General features: G+C 64.6%; 14 protein-coding genes and 5 tRNA genes. 6 read left to right on the top strand and 13 right to left on the bottom strand.

All coding sequences use genetic code 11. The annotated features are described in order from the left end of the window. Nucleotides 1–16 precede the first annotated feature (16 nt). Nucleotides 17–1,084 carry a hypothetical protein gene (locus O6P39_RS08410; protein ID WP_275610902.1) on the top strand — a complete coding sequence of 356 codons (1,068 nt, stop codon included), beginning with the start codon at nt 17–19 and terminating at the stop codon, nt 1,082–1,084. An 84-nt stretch (nt 1,085–1,168) separates the two neighbouring features. Here the strand turns inward: O6P39_RS08410 and O6P39_RS08405 are convergent, their stop codons facing one another. Continuing rightward, entirely contained in the window at nt 1,169–1,615 is a 447-nt protein-coding gene (locus O6P39_RS08405) for an Hsp20 family protein (protein ID WP_275610901.1), read from the bottom strand. Nucleotides 1,616–1,762: 147 nt separating this feature from the next. Between O6P39_RS08405 and O6P39_RS08400 the strand changes: the two genes are divergently transcribed. Next, complete coding sequence (locus O6P39_RS08400) at nt 1,763–2,509, top strand: SDR family oxidoreductase (RefSeq protein ID WP_275610900.1); 747 nt, start codon at nt 1,763–1,765, stop codon at nt 2,507–2,509. A 106-nt stretch (nt 2,510–2,615) separates the two neighbouring features. Here O6P39_RS08400 and O6P39_RS08395 read toward each other — a convergent pair whose 3' ends face one another. From O6P39_RS08395 to O6P39_RS08345, 11 genes are all read right to left on the bottom strand, one after another. Next, the gene (locus O6P39_RS08395; RefSeq protein WP_275610899.1) at nt 2,616–3,575 is read right to left on the bottom strand and encodes a tRNA-dihydrouridine synthase; all 960 of its coding nucleotides are present in this window, start codon (nt 3,573–3,575) and stop codon (nt 2,616–2,618) included. 78 nt (nt 3,576–3,653) lie between these two features. Then, nucleotides 3,654–4,109 carry a thioesterase family protein gene (locus O6P39_RS08390; protein ID WP_275610898.1) on the bottom strand — a complete coding sequence of 152 codons (456 nt, stop codon included), beginning with the start codon at nt 4,107–4,109 and terminating at the stop codon, nt 3,654–3,656. Beyond that, nucleotides 4,106–4,756: a bifunctional 4-hydroxy-2-oxoglutarate aldolase/2-dehydro-3-deoxy-phosphogluconate aldolase gene (locus O6P39_RS08385; protein ID WP_275610897.1), complete on the bottom strand. Its 651-nt coding sequence runs from the start codon at nt 4,754–4,756 to the stop codon at nt 4,106–4,108. Before O6P39_RS08385 ends, O6P39_RS08390 begins: the two co-directional genes overlap by 4 nt. A gap of 168 nt (nt 4,757–4,924) precedes the next feature. After that, nucleotides 4,925–5,764, bottom strand: coding sequence for an alpha/beta fold hydrolase (locus O6P39_RS08380; protein WP_275610896.1), 840 nt, complete (start codon nt 5,762–5,764; stop codon nt 4,925–4,927). A 13-nt stretch (nt 5,765–5,777) separates the two neighbouring features. Beyond that, nucleotides 5,778–6,317: a TetR/AcrR family transcriptional regulator gene (locus tag O6P39_RS08375; RefSeq protein WP_275610895.1), complete on the bottom strand. Its 540-nt coding sequence runs from the start codon at nt 6,315–6,317 to the stop codon at nt 5,778–5,780. Between the two features lie 163 nt (nt 6,318–6,480). Further along, nucleotides 6,481–6,556, bottom strand: a tRNA-Glu gene (locus tag O6P39_RS08370). A 58-nt stretch (nt 6,557–6,614) separates the two neighbouring features. After that, a tRNA-Ala gene (locus O6P39_RS08365) sits at nt 6,615–6,690 on the bottom strand. 43 nt (nt 6,691–6,733) lie between these two features. Beyond that, nucleotides 6,734–6,809 (bottom strand) — tRNA-Glu (locus O6P39_RS08360). Nucleotides 6,810–6,861: 52 nt separating this feature from the next. Next, nucleotides 6,862–6,937, bottom strand: a tRNA-Ala gene (locus O6P39_RS08355). 279 nt (nt 6,938–7,216) lie between these two features. Continuing rightward, nucleotides 7,217–8,701 carry a glutamate--tRNA ligase gene (gene gltX / locus O6P39_RS08350; RefSeq protein WP_275610894.1) on the bottom strand — a complete coding sequence of 495 codons (1,485 nt, stop codon included), beginning with the start codon at nt 8,699–8,701 and terminating at the stop codon, nt 7,217–7,219. Nucleotides 8,702–8,750: 49 nt separating this feature from the next. Beyond that, nucleotides 8,751–9,671 carry a LysR family transcriptional regulator gene (locus tag O6P39_RS08345; RefSeq protein ID WP_275610893.1) on the bottom strand — a complete coding sequence of 307 codons (921 nt, stop codon included), beginning with the start codon at nt 9,669–9,671 and terminating at the stop codon, nt 8,751–8,753. A 109-nt stretch (nt 9,672–9,780) separates the two neighbouring features. Between O6P39_RS08345 and O6P39_RS08340 the strand changes: the two genes are divergently transcribed. Both O6P39_RS08340 and O6P39_RS08335 read left to right on the top strand, forming a co-directional pair. Continuing rightward, a complete protein-coding gene (locus O6P39_RS08340; RefSeq protein WP_275610892.1) occupies nt 9,781–10,815 on the top strand; it encodes an HlyD family secretion protein in 1,035 nt (344 codons plus the stop codon). Between the two features lie 49 nt (nt 10,816–10,864). Further along, a complete protein-coding gene (locus O6P39_RS08335; RefSeq protein ID WP_275611920.1) occupies nt 10,865–12,364 on the top strand; it encodes an MDR family MFS transporter in 1,500 nt (499 codons plus the stop codon). 134 nt (nt 12,365–12,498) lie between these two features. Here the strand turns inward: O6P39_RS08335 and uvrB are convergent, their stop codons facing one another. Then, nucleotides 12,499–14,514 carry an excinuclease ABC subunit UvrB gene (uvrB, locus tag O6P39_RS08330; protein WP_275610891.1) on the bottom strand — a complete coding sequence of 672 codons (2,016 nt, stop codon included), beginning with the start codon at nt 14,512–14,514 and terminating at the stop codon, nt 12,499–12,501. A 183-nt stretch (nt 14,515–14,697) separates the two neighbouring features. On the opposite strand from uvrB, the gene O6P39_RS08325 reads away from it, so the two are divergent. Beyond that, entirely contained in the window at nt 14,698–15,894 is a 1,197-nt protein-coding gene (locus O6P39_RS08325) for an amino acid aminotransferase (RefSeq protein ID WP_275610890.1), read from the top strand. A gap of 69 nt (nt 15,895–15,963) precedes the next feature. Then, nucleotides 15,964–16,039: transfer RNA gene (locus tag O6P39_RS08320), tRNA-Asn, on the top strand. The last annotated feature ends 77 nt before the right edge of the window (nt 16,040–16,116 follow it).

Genomic DNA, 16,116 nt, shown 5'->3' with positions numbered 1-16,116 from the left:
CAATAGGGTTTCGATCATGAAGACCAGTCTCAAACTCGGTGGTGCCTACATAGGCCTGGTGGTCGGCGTCGGTTTCGCCTCGGGCCAGGAAATCCTCCAGTTCTTCGGCAGCTTCGGCATCATGGGCCTGGCTGGCGCCGTGGTGGCACTGGCGCTGTTCGCCTTCCTGCTGATGAACCTCTACCAGATCGGCAGCCGCCTGCAGACCCAGTCGCACAAGGAGGCCATGGAGTTCATCTGCGGCAAGCCGCTGGGCCGCGTCGTCGACCTGATGCTGACCTTCTTCCTGTTCGGCACCATGGTGGTGATGTTCGCCGGGGCCAACTCCTCCTTCGAGCAGCAACTGGGCATCGGCCACAACATCGGCGGCATCGTGCTTGGCGTGCTGACCATCATCACGGTGTGCCTGGGCCTGAAACGGGTGATCACCCTGATGAGCCTGATCACCCCGGTGCTGATGATCATCGTGGCGATCATCGCCATCTACGCCCTGACGCACATCCAGAAGCCGCTGGCCGAACTGGAGCAGATCGCCCTGGCCCTGCCGCACCCGGCGCCCAACTGGCTGCTCAGCGCTTTCCTCTACGTTTCCTACAACGTCGCCGCCACTGCGGCCGCCGTGGTGGTGATGGGCAGCAGCGTGGCCAACCTGCGCAAGGCCGGGCTGGGCGGCGTGATCGGCGGCGCCGGCGTCGGCGTGCTGATCCTGGCCATGGCCCTGGTGATGCTGGTGCAGATCGACGTGATCGGCGACAGCGCCATTCCCACCCTGCTGCTGAGCAACCACATCGCCCCGTGGTTCGGCGACGTGATGCTCGCGCTGTTGCTGGTGAAGCTGTACTGCACCACCAGCGGCTTCGCCTACACCCTGGCCGCGCGCTGCGCCGCCTATGGCGTGCCGTTCCGCGTCGCTACGGTGGCCGCGGTGGTACTCGCCTTCATCGGCAGCCAGGTCGGTTTCGTCAAGCTGGTGGGGATCGTCTACCCGATCATGGGCTACCTGGGCTTCGTCCTGATGGTGGCGATCGTCATCGCCTGGTGGCGCAATCGTTCGGCGCCGCTGCCGGAACGGCAGAACGCCTGACCGACGCAGAAACGAAAACGCCCGTCTCTTGCGAGACGGGCGTTTTGCTATGCGGCTACGGCTCGGTCAGTGCCGAGGCGCGACTCAGCCTTCGATGGCCGGGCGCTGGCCGTTGATGGCGATCCGCTTGGGCTTGGCTTCTTCCGGAACGATGCGCACCAGCTCGATGCTCAGCAGGCCGTTCTTCAGCGACGCGCCCTGGACCTCGATGTGGTCGGCCAGGCGGAAGGACAGCTTGAAGGCACGCTGGGCGATGCCCTGGTGCAGGTAGGTGACGCTCTCGGAAGCCTTCTCGCGCTTGCCGCCGTTGACGGTCAGCACGCCGCGCTCCACCTGCAGCTCCAGGTCTTCCTCCTGCAGGCCGGCGGCAGCGATGACGATGCGGTACTGGTCGTCACCATGCTTCTCGACGTTGTAGGGCGGGTAGGAACTGCCGCTTTCACTGCGCAGGGCGGATTCGAACAGATCGTTGAAGCGGTCGAAACCAATGGACTGGCGGAACAGCGGGGCGAGGGAAAGGACGTTGCTCATGGCGAATCTCCTGAAAATTTCAGCAAGGTATGATCTGGAGCCTGTCTTCAGAACTCCGATGCGGGACCCGTCTTCGGCCTCCCGCAGGGACATAGATAGGGATGGCAAAATCGGTTTCAAGCCCCGCCTCGCAAAAAGGATTCGCCCATGCAACCCGTCATGCTCATCACTGGCGCCAGTCGCGGCATCGGTGCCGCCACTGCCCTCCTCGCCGCCGAACGCGGCTTCGCCGTGGCCCTCAATTACCGCCGCGAGCACGAAGCGGCCCAGACGCTGGTGGAACGGATCACCGCTGCCGGTGGCACCGCGCAGTCCTTCGCCGCCGACGTATCGAGCGAAGCGGACGTGCTGCGCCTGTTCCGCGACGTGGACGAAGCTTTCGGCCGCCTCGATGTGCTGGTGAACAACGCCGGCATCCTGGAGCGCCAGATGCGCCTGGAAGACATGGACGTGGCACGCCTGCAGCGGGTGTTCGCGGTCAACGTCACCGGCACCTTCCTCTGCTGCCGCGAAGCGGTGAAGCGCATGGCGCACAAGCATGGCGGCCAGGGCGGGAGCATCGTCAACGTCTCGTCCATGGCCTCGCGCCTGGGCTCGCCCAACGAGTACATCGACTACGCGGCGGCCAAGGGTGCGGTGGACAGCCTGACCATTGGCCTCGCGAAGGAAGTGGCTGGCGAAGGCATCCGCGTCAACGCGGTGCGGCCGGGGCTGATCAAGACCGAAATCCACGCCAGCGGCGGTGAACCGGGGCGTGTCGAGCGCCTGCAATCGGCGATTCCCCTGGGACGAGGTGGCGAAGCGGAAGAAGTGGCGCGGGCGATCCTGTTCCTGGCCTCGGACGAGTCCAGCTACAGCACGGGCGGATTCATCGACGTCAGCGGCGGACGCTGACTGCTTTTTTGTAGGAGCGAGCTTGCTCGCGAACCGCCCAAACGCCGACTTCAGCCGGGTGATCTGTTCGCGAGCAAGCTCGCTCCTACGAATATCAAGAGTCGGATCAGGCCGCTTCTTCGATTTCGACCTGCATCATCCGGTCGATCACTTCGCAGTCATGCTCGCGTCGCACCTGGGCGAACAGCTCCACCGCTTCAGGATAACTACGGGTGAGCATCCCCAGCCACTGCTTCAGGCGCCCCGGCGCATAACGCGGCGCCAGCTTGCGCCGCGCCTGGCGCCAGAAGTCGTCGAGCAGCATGCGCACTTCCGACCAGGGCATCGGCACCACGTCGCGACCATCGCGCCAGGCAGCGATCTGCCGCGCAAGGTCCGGCCGCGAGACCAACCCACGCCCCAACATGATGTCCGCCACGCCGCTGATGGAGCGGCAGCGGTGGTAATCCTCCAGGGTCCAGACTTCGCCATTGGCGAACACCGGCACCTTCACCGCATCGGCCACCTTGGCCACCCACTCCCAATGCGCCGGCGGCTTGTAGCCTTCCGCCTTGGTCCGCGCGTGCACCACCACGTGGGCGGAACCGGCATCGGCCAGGGCACGGGCGCAGTCGATGGCGCCGTCCGGGCTGTCGTAGCCCAGGCGCATCTTCGAGGTCACCGGAATGTGCTTGGGAACCGCACGGCGCACCGTCTCGATGATGCTGAACATCAACTCGGGTTCCTTGAGCAACACCGCGCCGCCACGGGAGCGGTTCACCGTCTTGGCCGGGCAGCCGAAGTTCAGGTCGATCACCGGCGCGCCCAGTTCGCAGGCCTGCACAGCGTTCTCCGCCAGGCATTGCGGATCGGAGCCGAGCAGTTGCACGCGCATCGGCACGCCGGCACGGGTGCGGCTGCCGTGTTCCAGTTCCGGGGCGAGCGCGAGGAAGGCCGACGGCGGCAGCAGTCGGTCATTGATGCGGATGAATTCGGTGACGCACCAGTCGATGCCGCCGACGCGGGTCAACACATCGCGGAGGATGTCATCTACCAGCCCTTCCATCGGGGCCAGGGCGATCTGCACGACAGGCGAGCCTCAAGCAAATGCGGGGCCGCGGATTGTAGGGAATGCGCCGCGCCGGGAAAAGCACGACGCGACGGATCACGCGCCGGCAGCCACGGCTTCCGGGGAGAGCACAGCGCGGCCATAACCCTCGATGAACTCCGCCGGCATGCGCTTGGGCTTGCCGGTGGACAGCTCGATGCAGACGAAGGTGGTCTGCGCACGCAGCAGGGTCACGGCGTCTTCCGGACGCACCAGCTGGAAGTGACGGGTCATCTTCAGGCGCTGGTCGGACTCGACGATCCAGGTCGCCAGTTGCAGCTGGTCGCCTTCATAGGCGGCCGCCAGGTAGTCAACCTCGTGGCGCACCACGGCCATGGCGCGGTCCAGCCGGCGGTACTCGGCCAGGTCCAGCCCCAGCCGCTGGGAGTGGCGCCAGGCGCAGCGCTCCAGCCAACTGACGTAGACGGCATTGTTGGCATGGCCGAGGCCGTCGATGTCTTCGGCCTTGACCTCGATGTCGATGACGAAGGGATCGGGCAACTGCCAACTCATGAGGAATGCTCCAGGCTTGCGGCCAGCTCGCGGGCTTCGATGGCCAATTGAGTGATCTGGTCCCAGGCGCGGGCGCGCACCAGGCTCGGCGGCGCGATCCAGGTGCCGCCGACGCAGGCGACGTTGGGCAGGCGCAGGACGTTGAGCAGGTTTTCCTGGGTGATGCCGCCGGTTGGGCAGAAGCGGATGCCGGTAAAGGGCTCCTTCAGGCTCTTGAGCATCCGGATCGCTGCATTGCCGTCGGCGGGGAACAGCTTCAGCGAGCGATAGCCGTACTCCAGCGCCACCAGCACCTCCGAAGGCGTCATTACGCCGGGCAGGAACGGCAATTTCGCATCATCGGCGGCAGCTACCAGACGCGGCGTGCAGCCGGGACTGATGGCGAACTGCGCGCCGGCATCGCGGGCCTCCTGGAACTGCTCGGTGTGGATCAGCGTGCCGGCGCCGAGAATCATCTCCGGCAGCTCGCGACGAATCTCCGCGAGGGCGTCCAGTGCCTGTGGCGTGCGCAGGGTCACTTCGAGCACCCGCACGCCACCGTCATACAGCGCGCGGGCCAGATCACCGGCCAGCGCCACATCGTCGATCACCAATACCGGCATGACCGGGCGCGCCTGCTGCAGCACCCAATCCAGCGAAAGATTCATGCGTTTCCCCCAATCGGCCACCCGCATGCGCAAGACCTCGCGCCCAGGCCGGGGCAGCCGGAAATGCCCGGAAGTCTACGCCAGGCCGCGAAGCCTGACGACCCGCAACGGGCCATCATGAAACGATAACGGCGGCCTGCGGCCGCCGTTATCAGGCTATTGAATGACTCAGGATGCCAGGGCCAGGGCGAGCGGCTCCTCGACGCCCTCCAGCAGCTCCAGTACCGCCTCCGCCAGTGCGGTGTCCGCCAGCACGCGGTGGTGCCCGCCGCTCGGCAGCCGCAGCAGCCGGCTACCCGGCCAGGCCTCATGGATGGCCAAGGACTCGGTCACCCGCACCTGACGGTCATCCTCGGCGTGCACCACCAGACCAGGCATGCCCAGCTCGTAGCGCGCCACATCCAGCTGCTTCGCCGGAATGCCCGCCTGCCGCTCGACCTGACGGATGAAGCTCGAACGCGCCGCCGGCGACAGACCGACGTAGTTGGCGAAACCACGCAGTACGGTGAGCACCTTGCTCGGCGCGGCAATGGTCACCAGGGTTTCGGTGCGCAGGCCCATCTGGGTCGCCAACAATGCACTGGCGCCGCCCAGGGAATGGCCGATCACCGCGCGCAGCGGCGGTAGCTCGCTGGCGGCTTCCAGCAGGGCGCGGGCGAACAGCACGACGTTCGCCTCGCTCCCTGGCGAGCGGCCGTGGCCCGGGGCGTCAAGGGCGATCACTCCGTAACCGGCGCCGACCAGCTTCTCGATCAGCGCGGCGAACTGCGTCGGGCGCCCCGCCCAGCCGTGCATCAACAACACCGCCGGACCTTCGCCCCAACGCAGCGCGGACAGGCCGAAGCGCAGGGTGATGCGCTCGGAGCTGGCCAAAAGCGGCAGCTCCCAGTCACGCGGCGGCAACTCGTTGGGCGTCATGAACAGCTGACGCATGCGCCCCGCCGCCCATTGCGGCGCAACGCGGCCCAGGGTGGCGTTGATTCCACGAACCCAGCTCAGACTGCTCATTTTCCGTACCTCCTCAGATCACCGCTTTCTTCGCGGCACGCAAGACACGATCGGACAGGTCGCCCTTGCCCAGGGCACGGGCCAGCGCCAGTCCGCCAATCATCAGGGCCATATCGCTGAGCACCGCGTCGATTTCCTCCGGACGCTCAGCAAGGCTCGCCACCATCAGTTCCACGTGTTCTTCCAGCGCCTCGCGGAATCCTTCCGGCAGGTGCGCCACTTCGCTCAGGGAACTGGGGATCGGACAGCCTTCGTCTTCGGTGTCGCGGTGCTTGCGCGACAGGTAGAACTGCGCCGCCAGTGCCCGGCGCTCGGCAAAACTGGTTTGCGGATCGAACATCTTCAGGCCAGCCCGGCGCTTGCTCAGCAGTTGGCGGAAGGCCTCCAGCATCAAGGCATCCTTGCTCTCGAAGTGCGCATAGAAGCCGCCCACGGTCAGCCCCGCCGCCGCCATCACCTCGCCCACGCTGGGGTCGACCGGACCGCGCTTGAGCAGCGCGCTGGTGGCGGCGGAAAGAATGCGCTCGCGGGTCTGGGCCTTCTTGTCGCTCATGGCATCGCTCCAAAAATATTATGATCAGAATATTATTCTCATAATAAAAATCGGCAAGCCGAAAGTGCGACCGCTGGTCGGGAGAAAATTCTTCAGGAGGGAGAAAAACAAAAGGGCCACTGAAAGTCTCAGTGGCCCTATAGGCATCGCAGAGCGATAAAAATGGCGTCCCCTAGGGGACTCGAACCCCTGTTACCGCCGTGAAAGGGCGGTGTCCTAGGCCACTAGACGAAGGGGACATATCCTTCGAAGAAACCCGCTGAACCGCGGATTCTGGCTTCATCCCGAATGGGAAATTGGTGGAGCTAGACGGGATCGAACCGTCGACCTCTTGCATGCCATGCAAGCGCTCTCCCAGCTGAGCTATAGCCCCAGATCACTCTGGCTGACGACGCGAACGCATCGCCGCTGGATAGTGGCGTCCCCTAGGGGACTCGAACCCCTGTTACCGCCGTGAAAGGGCGGTGTCCTAGGCCACTAGACGAAGGGGACGCAAAACCTTCGATTTCGGCTTCGTCCGGACCGACGAAGCTTACTGGTAATTTGGTGGAGCTAGACGGGATCGAACCGTCGACCTCTTGCATGCCATGCAAGCGCTCTCCCAGCTGAGCTATAGCCCCAAAGTACCGCTGGATCTACCGTTCCGCGTCGCTCTGTCATTCAGTTCGTCGCTGGAACGGGGCGCATCTTAGGGGCGAGACGACACCCTGTCAACAAGATTTTTTCAGATTTCTAATTTTTTTCTCCCAAAGAACAATCACTTATGTGACCACCCCGATTTCCGGCCGGTGGAACGAGCGGCCCGCGCGCCCTCCTCCAGCCGCGCCAAACGGGCTGCGCAGGTATGAAAAAGGCCGGGCACCTGACGGCGACCGGCCTTCTCCAGTGTAGGAAAGATATTAGGCGCCGATGGCGTCGCGAATCTTTTCCCACTCCTTGGCTTCTTTCTTCGACGCACCGCCCAGCAGTTCCAGGGCCTGGCGCAGACGGTAGCGCGACAGGTCGGCACCGAGGATTTCCATGGCATCGAGCACCGACACCGAGCTGGCTTGGCCGGTGATGGCCGGGAACATCAGCGGCATCACGTCACGCAGCTTGAGACCCAGGTGCTCGGCCACGGCCTGGATGGTCGCGGTGATCCTGTCCTTCTCCCACTGGCGCAGCGCTTCCAGCTTCCACAGCACCAGTTGCAGCACCTGGCGAACCTGGGTGGCGTCGAGCTTCTTGTGTTCGAACAGCTTGGCGTCCAGTTGCACGCCGCCACTGAAGAAGAAGCCGGCCAGCGGGGCGATCTGGCTGAAGTTCTCCACGCGGCCCTGCACGTGCGGGGCGATCTTCATCAGGTACTCGGGGTTGAGCGCCCACTTCTGCACTTCCTTGGCGAAGTCCTCCACCGACAGCTCGCGAATCCACTGGCCGTTCAGCCAGGACAACTTCTCGATATCGAAGATCGGGCCGCCCAGGGACACGCGGGACAGGTCAAAGTGCTCGATCATCTCCGCCAGGCTGAACTTCTCGCGCTCATCCGGCATGGACCAACCCATGCGGCCGAGGTAGTTCAGCAGCGCCTGGGGCAGCAGGCCCATGCGCTCGTAGAAGGTGATGGAGGTCGGGTTCTTGCGCTTGGACAGCTTGCTCTTGTCCGGGTTGCGCAGCAGCGGCATGTAGCAGAGCACCGGCTGTTCCCAGCCGAAGTACTCATACAACTTGATCAGCTTGGGCGCCGAGGGCAGCCACTCTTCACCACGCAGGACATGGGTGATGCCCATCAGGTGATCGTCGACCACGTTGGCCAGGAAGTAGGTGGGCAGGCCGTCGGCCTTCATCAGCACCTGCATGTCCATGCGGTCCCACGGGATTTCCACGTCGCCACGGAGCATGTCCGGCACCACGCAGACGCCCTCGGTCGGCACCTTCATGCGCACCACGTGGGATTCGCCGGCGGCGATACGCTTGGCCGACTCTTCCTTGGACAGGTGCATGCAGTGACCGTCGTAGCGCGGGGTTTCCTTGCGCGCCTGCTGATCGGCACGCAGCGCGTCGAGTCGCTCGGCGGAGCAGAAGCAGGGGAAGGCATGGCCTTTCTCGACCAGCTCGTCGCTGTACTGCTTATAGATGGCGCCGCGTTCGCTCTGCCGGTACGGGCCGTGCGGACCGCCGACGTCCGGGCCCTCGTCCCACTCGATGCCCAGCCAGCGCAGCGCGTCGAAGATCTGCTGTTCCGATTCGCGGGTGGAGCGCAGCTGGTCGGTATCCTCGATACGCAGGATGAACTGGCCGCCGTGCTGACGGGCGAAGCAGAGATTGAACAGCGCGATGTAGGCGGTGCCGACGTGCGGGTCACCGGTGGGAGACGGCGCGATACGGGTGCGGACAGTGGTCATGAAGGCTCTCATGTGAATCGGTGAGGACAGCGCGGGCCAGGACACGCGCTCATGGACGCGATGTTATCAGGCGGGCCGCCCCCGGCTCCAGCCAACGCTCCGCATCAATCGGCAGGTTAGTGATCAGGAAGTCGAGGAAGGCCTTCACCTTCATGGCCTGGAATCGCCGTGACGGGTAGACGGCATACAGCTCGCCAACCGGCAGCTGCACCTGCGGCAGGACGCGCACCAGACTGCCGTTGGCCAACTGTTCGTCGACGATCAGCTCCGGCAACGATGCGATCCCGGCGCCGGCCAGTACCGCTTCGCGAGCGAAGGTGATGTTGTTGCACGACAGCACCCGATGGCAGGGAATGCTCTCGCCGCTCAGCGGCCAGTAGCGCTGGGAATCGGACTGCAGCAGCACGGCGCGATGGCCGGCCAGTTCCTCGACCTGCCGTGGCTGGCCGTGCAAGGCCAGGTACTCCGGGCTGGCGCACAGGCAGCGGTTGGTGATCAGCATGCGCCGGGCGATCAGCGTGGAGTCTTCGGGCTGGCCGACCATGATGACGATGTCCACGCCCTCTTCCAGCGGATCGACGCTGCGCGACGTGAGCTCGACCTCGGCAGTGATCTGCGGGTAGAGCCGCATGAAGTCGCCCAGCACCTTGCCCAGGTACATCTGGCCGAACTCGATGGGCGCGCTGATGCGCAACAACCCCGACGGCGCCTGCTGCAACTGCATCACCGCCTGCTCGGCCTCGGCGAAGTCATGCATGATCTGCCGGCAGCGGTCGTAGTAGGCCTGCCCCACTTCGGTCAGGCGCAGCTTGCGGGTGGTGCGATTGAGCAGCCGCACCCCCAGGCGTTCTTCCAGCAGGACGATGCGCCGGCTCACCGTCGATTTCTGCATGCCCAGGCTCTGCGCGGCCTGGGTAAAACTGTGCAGCTCCACGACGCGGGTGAAAATCAGCGCATCATCCAGCCCCATGATTGTTCCCTATAAGCAACAAAGTTTCCGAAGTGTAGCGGCTACGTGCCGCCACGGAACACTGTTACATTGGCAAACATTTTTCCGTCAACCAAACGCTCGTTTAACTATGCCTGCCCAACTGCAACGTCGCCTGACCGTGTTCCTGACCATCCTCGTGGTGGTCGCCCTCGCCCTCCTGGCGCGCTGGTATTTCATCGGTCGCTTCGTCGAGACGACCGATAACGCCTACGTGCAGGGCGAGATCACCCGTATCGCCAGCCAGCTCGGTGCGCGCATCGACGAAGTGCTGGTGCAGGACAACCAGCATGTGGAGAAAGGCCAGTTGCTGGTCAAGCTCGAAGCCGACGACTTCAAGCTCGCCCTGGACCGCGCCAAGGCCACCCTGGCTACCCGCGAGGCAGAGCTGGAGCAGGCCCGCAGCAAGCTCAAGGGGCAGTCGAGCGCCATCGCCGCCAGCGAGGCCGACGTGAATGCCAGCCAGGCCACCCTCGGCCGCGCCGAAGTCGACCTGGGCCGCGCCCAGGCACTGCGCGGCCCCGGGTACGTTTCCGAGGAGCGCGTCACCACCCTCACCGCCGACTCCCGTGTCGCCCGCTCCCAGGTCGCCAAGGCCCAGGCCGACCTTCAGGCCCAGCGCGTCCAGCGCGACACCCTGGGCACCGATGTCCAGCGGCTACAGGCGCAGATCGAGAGCGCCCGCGCCGACGTCGCCCAGGCCCAGCTCAACCTGGCCCGCACCGAAATCCGCGCCCCGGTGAGCGGCCTGGTCGGCCAGCGCAACGCCCGCATCGGCCAGTACGTACAGGTCGGCACCCAGCTGTTGTCGCTGGTGCCGGACGATGGCATCTGGATCCAGGCCAACTTCAAGGAAACCCAGATCGGCAAGATGCGCCCGGGGCAAAAGGCGCGCCTGGTGTTCGACTCCTTCCCCGACACCCCCATCGACGGCGAAGTGCAGAGCCTGTTCGCTGCCTCCGGCGCACAGTTCAGCCTGCTGCCGCCGGACAACGCCACCGGCAACTTCACCAAGGTGGTACAGCGCATCCCGGTAAAGATCACCTTCGCCGACGACAACCCGCTCAAGGGCCTGATCCGCCCGGGCATGTCGGTCGATGCCGAGGTCGAGTTGCGTGTCCGCTGATGCCCTGGTGCGGCCGGTCGGGGAACCGACCCGCCGCGACTGGATCGCCGTGTTCAGCGCCATGCTGGGCGCCTTCATGGCAGTGCTCGACATCCAGATCACCAACTCCTCGCTGAAGGACATCCAGGGCGCGCTGGCCGCCACCCTGGAGGAAGGCTCGTGGATTTCCACCTCCTACCTGGTGGCGGAAATCATCATGATCCCGCTCACCGCCTGGCTGGTGCAGCTGCTCTCGGCACGCCGGCTGGCCTGGATGATTTCCACCGGATTCCTGTTCTCCTCCCTGCTCTGCTCCTTCGCCTGGAACCTGGAGAGCATGATCGTGTTCCGCGCCATGCAGGGTTTCACGGGCGGTGCGCTGATTCCCCTGGCCTTCACCCTGGCGCTGATCAAGCTGCCGGAGCACCACCGCCCCAAGGGCATGGCGCTGTTTGCCATCACCGCCACCTTCGCGCCCTCCATCGGCCCGACCCTGGGCGGCTGGCTGACGGAGAACTTCGGCTGGGAATACATCTTCTACATCAACATCCCGCCGGGCCTGCTGATGATCGCCGGCCTGCTCTACGGCCTGGAGAAGAAGCCTCCGCACTGGGAACTGCTGAAGAGCACCGACTACGCCGGCATCGTCACCATGGCCATCGGCCTGGGCTGTCTGCAGGTATTCCTGGAAGAAGGCCACCGCAAGGACTGGCTGGAATCCAACCTGATCGTCAGCCTGGGCAGCATCGCGCTGATCAGCCTGATCCTCTTCGTGATCCTGCAAACCTCACGGCCGAATCCGCTGATCAACCTGGGCATCCTGCGCAACCGCAACTTTGGCCTGTCGAGCATTTCCAGCATTGGCCTGGGGATGGGGCTGTACGGCTCGATCTACGTGCTGCCGCTGTATCTGGCACAGATCCAGGGCTACAACGCGATGCAGATCGGCGAGGTAATCATGTGGATGGGCGTGCCGCAGCTGTTCCTCATTCCGCTGATTCCCAAGCTGATGAAGATCGTCGAGCCGCGCCTGCTGTGCGCCGTGGGCTTCGGCCTGTTCGGCATGGCGAGCTTCTTCTCCGGCGTGCTCAACCCGGACTTCGCCGGCCCGCAGTTCAACCAGATCCAGCTGTTACGCGCCCTCGGCCAGCCGATGGTGATGGTCACCATCTCGCTGATCGCCACCGTTTACCTGCAGCCGCAGGACGCGGGGTCGGCCTCCAGCCTGTTCAACATCCTGCGCAACCTCGGCGGCGCCATCGGCATCGCCTTGCTGGCCACGCTGCTGGATAGCCGCGCCAAGGTCTACTATGACTACCTGCGCGAAGCGGTGGTGCCGGTGAACGGCGCGGTGGACGAGCGCCTGGCGCAGCTGACCGCGCAACTGGGCACGCAGCAGGCGGCGCTGGGCAAGATCAGCGAGATCGTCCACCAGCAGGCGGCGATCATGGCCTACAACGACGCCTTCCATGCCATCGGCATCGTGCTGGCGGTCAGCATGGTGGCGGTGCTGCTGACTCGTCCGCTGCCGGCGGGCATGGGTGTCGGCGCGGGGGCCGGGGCGCATTGAGCGTCCCCATGCCACACCAATCCTTGTAGGAGCGAGCTTGCTCGCGAACCCCGCTTCACGCCGGAGCCTCAGGGTGCTGTGCGGTTCGCGAGCAAGCTCGCTCCTACGAAAAGCCGCCCAGCCGCCTTCACGACTTATCCCATCGACACCATGCGGTCGCGCAATTTGCCGATCTCGTCGCGTACCCCGGCCGCGGCCTCGAACTCCAGGTCCCGCGCCAGCTGGTACATGCGCTCTTCCAGCTGCTTGATGCGTTTGGCGATCTCGTCCGGTGTGCGCAGTTCATTCTCGTAGCGCCCACTCTCCTCCGCCACCTTCGCCAGACTGCGGCGCTTGCCCTTGGCACCCGGCACCACGGCGCCTTCGAGGATGTCCTTGATGTCCTTCTTCACGCCCTTGGGCACGATGCCGTGCTTGGCGTTGAACTCAAGTTGCTTGGTACGACGTCGCTCGGTCTCGTTGATCGCCCTCTGCATCGAGCCGGTAATGTTGTCGGCGTAGAGGATCGCCTTGCCATGCAGGTTCCGCGCGGCGCGGCCGATGGTCTGGATCAGCGAGCGTTCGGAACGCAGGAAGCCTTCCTTGTCCGCATCGAGGATCGCCACCAGCGACACCTCGGGCATGTCCAGGCCCTCGCGCAGCAGGTTGATCCCCACCAGCACGTCGAAGGTCCCGGTGCGCAGGTCGCGGATGATCTCCACCCGCTCCACGGTATCGATGTCCGAGTGCAGGTAGCGTACCCGCACATCGTGGTCGCCCAGGTAGTCGGTGAGGTCTTCGGCCATGCGCTTGGTCAGGGTCGTGACCAACACCCGCTGGTCCTCGGCCACGCGCAGGCGGATTTCCGAGAGCAGGTCGTCCACCTGGGTGGTGGCCGGGCGGATTTCCACTTCCGGATCGACCAGGCCGGTGGGACGCACCACCTGCTCGATCACCCGGCCGGCGTGCTGGTCCTCATAAGGGCCAGGGGTTGCCGAGACGAAGATGGTCTGTGGGCTGATCGCCTCCCATTCCTCGAAGCGCAGCGGCCGGTTGTCCAGTGCCGACGGCAGGCGGAAGCCGTATTCCACCAGGGTTTCCTTGCGCGAACGGTCGCCCTTGTACATGGCGCCAACCTGGGGAACGCTGACGTGGGACTCGTCGATCACCAGCAGGGAATTGGCCGGCAGGTAATCGTAGAGGGTTGGCGGCGGCTCACCGGGACCGCGCCCGGAAAGGTAGCGCGAGTAGTTCTCGATGCCGTTGCAGTAACCCAGTTCGAGGATCATCTCCAGGTCGAAACGGGTGCGCTGTTCCAGGCGCTGGGCTTCCACCAGCTTGTTGTTGGTGCGCAGGTATTCCAGGCGCACCTTGAGTTCGGCCTTGATCTGCTCCACCGCCTCCAGCAGCGTTTCCCGTGGGGTCACGTAGTGGCTCTTGGGGTAGAAGGTGAAGCGCGGCAGCTTGGTGATCACCTCGCCGGTCAGCGGGTCGAAGGCGGCGATGTTCTCCACCTCGTCGTCGAACAGCTCGACGCGGATGGCTTCCAGGTCCGATTCCGCAGGGAATATGTCGATAACGTCGCCGCGCACGCGGAAAGTGGCGCGAGCGAAGTCCATGTCGTTGCGGGTGTACTGCAGGCTGGTCAGGCGGCGTAGCAACTCGCGCTGGTCCATCCTGTCGCCGCGATCCAGGTGCAGGACCATCTTCAGGTAGGACGCCGGGTCGCCCAAGCCGTAGATCGACGACACGGTGCAGACGATGATGGCGTCCTCGCGCTCCAGCAGCGCCTTGGTCGCCGACAGGCGCATCTGCTCGATGTGGTCGTTGATGGAGGAGTCCTTCTCGATATAGGTATCGGAGGACGGCACGTAGGCTTCAGGTTGGTAGTAGTCGTAGTAGGAGACGAAGTACTCCACCGCGTTGTTCGGGAAGAAGGTCTTGAACTCGCCGTAGAGCTGCGCGGCCAGGGTCTTGTTCGGCGCCAGGATCATGGTCGGGCGCTGCACCTGGGCGATGACGTTGGCGATGCTGAAGGTCTTGCCGGAACCGGTCACCCCCAGCAGCGTCTGGTGCGACAAGCCCGCTTCCAGTCCTTCCACCATCTGTCGGATGGCTTCTGGTTGATCACCGGCGGGCTTGAAGCGCGAATCCAGCTGGAATAACGACATGGGAACCTCGCATTGGCGTGTGACGCTTCGGTCGCCAAAGCGTCATACCAGTCGAAAAGCATGCGCGATAACTCGCCGCCTGCCATAGAGGGCTATATAATACCGGCCCGTCGACGCAACCCCCAGCGCCGTGAGCGGGGGGTTGCAATTGCACTTCACTCCCGCCTTAGAGCTGCTGCCAAAATGAGTCTGTTCTCCGCTGTCGAAATGGCCCCCCGTGACCCCATCCTGGGCCTGAACGAAGCTTTCAACGCCGATACCCGTCCGGGCAAGATCAACCTGGGCGTTGGCGTGTACTACAACGAGGAAGGTCGCCTCCCGTTGCTGCGTGCCGTCCAGGCCGCGGAGAAGGCCCGCATCGAAGCTCATGCCCCGCGCGGCTACCTGCCGATCGAAGGCATCGCCGCCTACGATTCGGGCGTGCAGAAGCTGCTGTTCGGCGCTGACTCCGAGCTGCTGGCCGAAGGCCGCGTGGTGACCACCCAGGCCGTTGGCGGTACCGGCGCGCTGAAGACCGGCGCCGACTTCCTCAAGCGCCTGCTGCCCAACGCCACTGTCGCCATCAGCGACCCGAGCTGGGAAAACCACCGCGCCCTGTTCGAAGCCGCCGGCTTCCCGGTGCAGAACTACCGCTACTACGACGCCAGCACCAACGGCGTTAACCGCGCCGGCCTGCTGGAAGACCTGAACGCCCTGCCGTCGCAGTCCATCGTTGTGCTGCACGCCTGCTGCCACAACCCGACCGGCGTCGACCTGACCATGGACGACTGGAAGCAGGTGCTGGACGTGCTCAAGGCCAAGGGCCACGTGCCGTTCCTCGACATTGCCTACCAGGGCTTCGGCGACGGCATCGACGAAGACGCCTCTGCTGTGCGCCTGTTCGCCCAGTCCGGCCTGAACTTCTTCGTCTCCAGCTCCTTCTCCAAGTCGTTCTCGCTGTACGGCGAGCGCGTCGGCGCGCTGTCGGTCGTGACCAACAGCCGCGAGGAATCCGCCCGCGTCCTGTCCCAGGTCAAGCGCGTGATCCGCACCAACTACTCCAACCCGCCGACCCACGGCGCCAGCGTCGTCGCTTCCGTGCTGAACAGCCCGGAACTGCGTGCGGTATGGGAAGAAGAACTGGGCGAAATGCGCACCCGCATCCGCGCCATGCGCGAAGCCATGGTTCAACAACTGGCCGCCCTGGGCGCCAAGCGTGACTTCGGCTTCGTTGCCCAGCAGCGCGGCATGTTCTCCTACTCCGGCCTGACCGCCGAGCAGGTAGAGCGCCTGAAGAACGAGTTCGGCATCTACGCCGTCGGCACCGGCCGCATCTGCGTCGCCGCGCTGAACAACGGCAACCTGGACACCGTGACCCGCGCCATCGTCCAGGTGCTGTAAAAAATTATGGGGAAGTCGTCGGGGCGATGTTGACTTCCCCTTTTTAATCAGTAAGATACGCCCCGTTGTTCCGCGATAGCTCAGTCGGTAGAGCAAATGACTGTTAATCATTGGGTCCCTGGTTCGAGTCCAGGTCGCGGAGCCAAATTCAAAGCCCTCGGCACATGCCGGGGGCTTTTTCTTTGGGGTCAGGAAAGTCGATGCCCCCTCCCCCGCACCAAT

Source organism: Pseudomonas sp. PSE14, assembly GCF_029203285.1.
Lineage (GTDB): Bacteria > Pseudomonadota > Gammaproteobacteria > Pseudomonadales > Pseudomonadaceae > Pseudomonas.
This window is presented reverse-complemented; position numbering and strand designations above follow the sequence as displayed.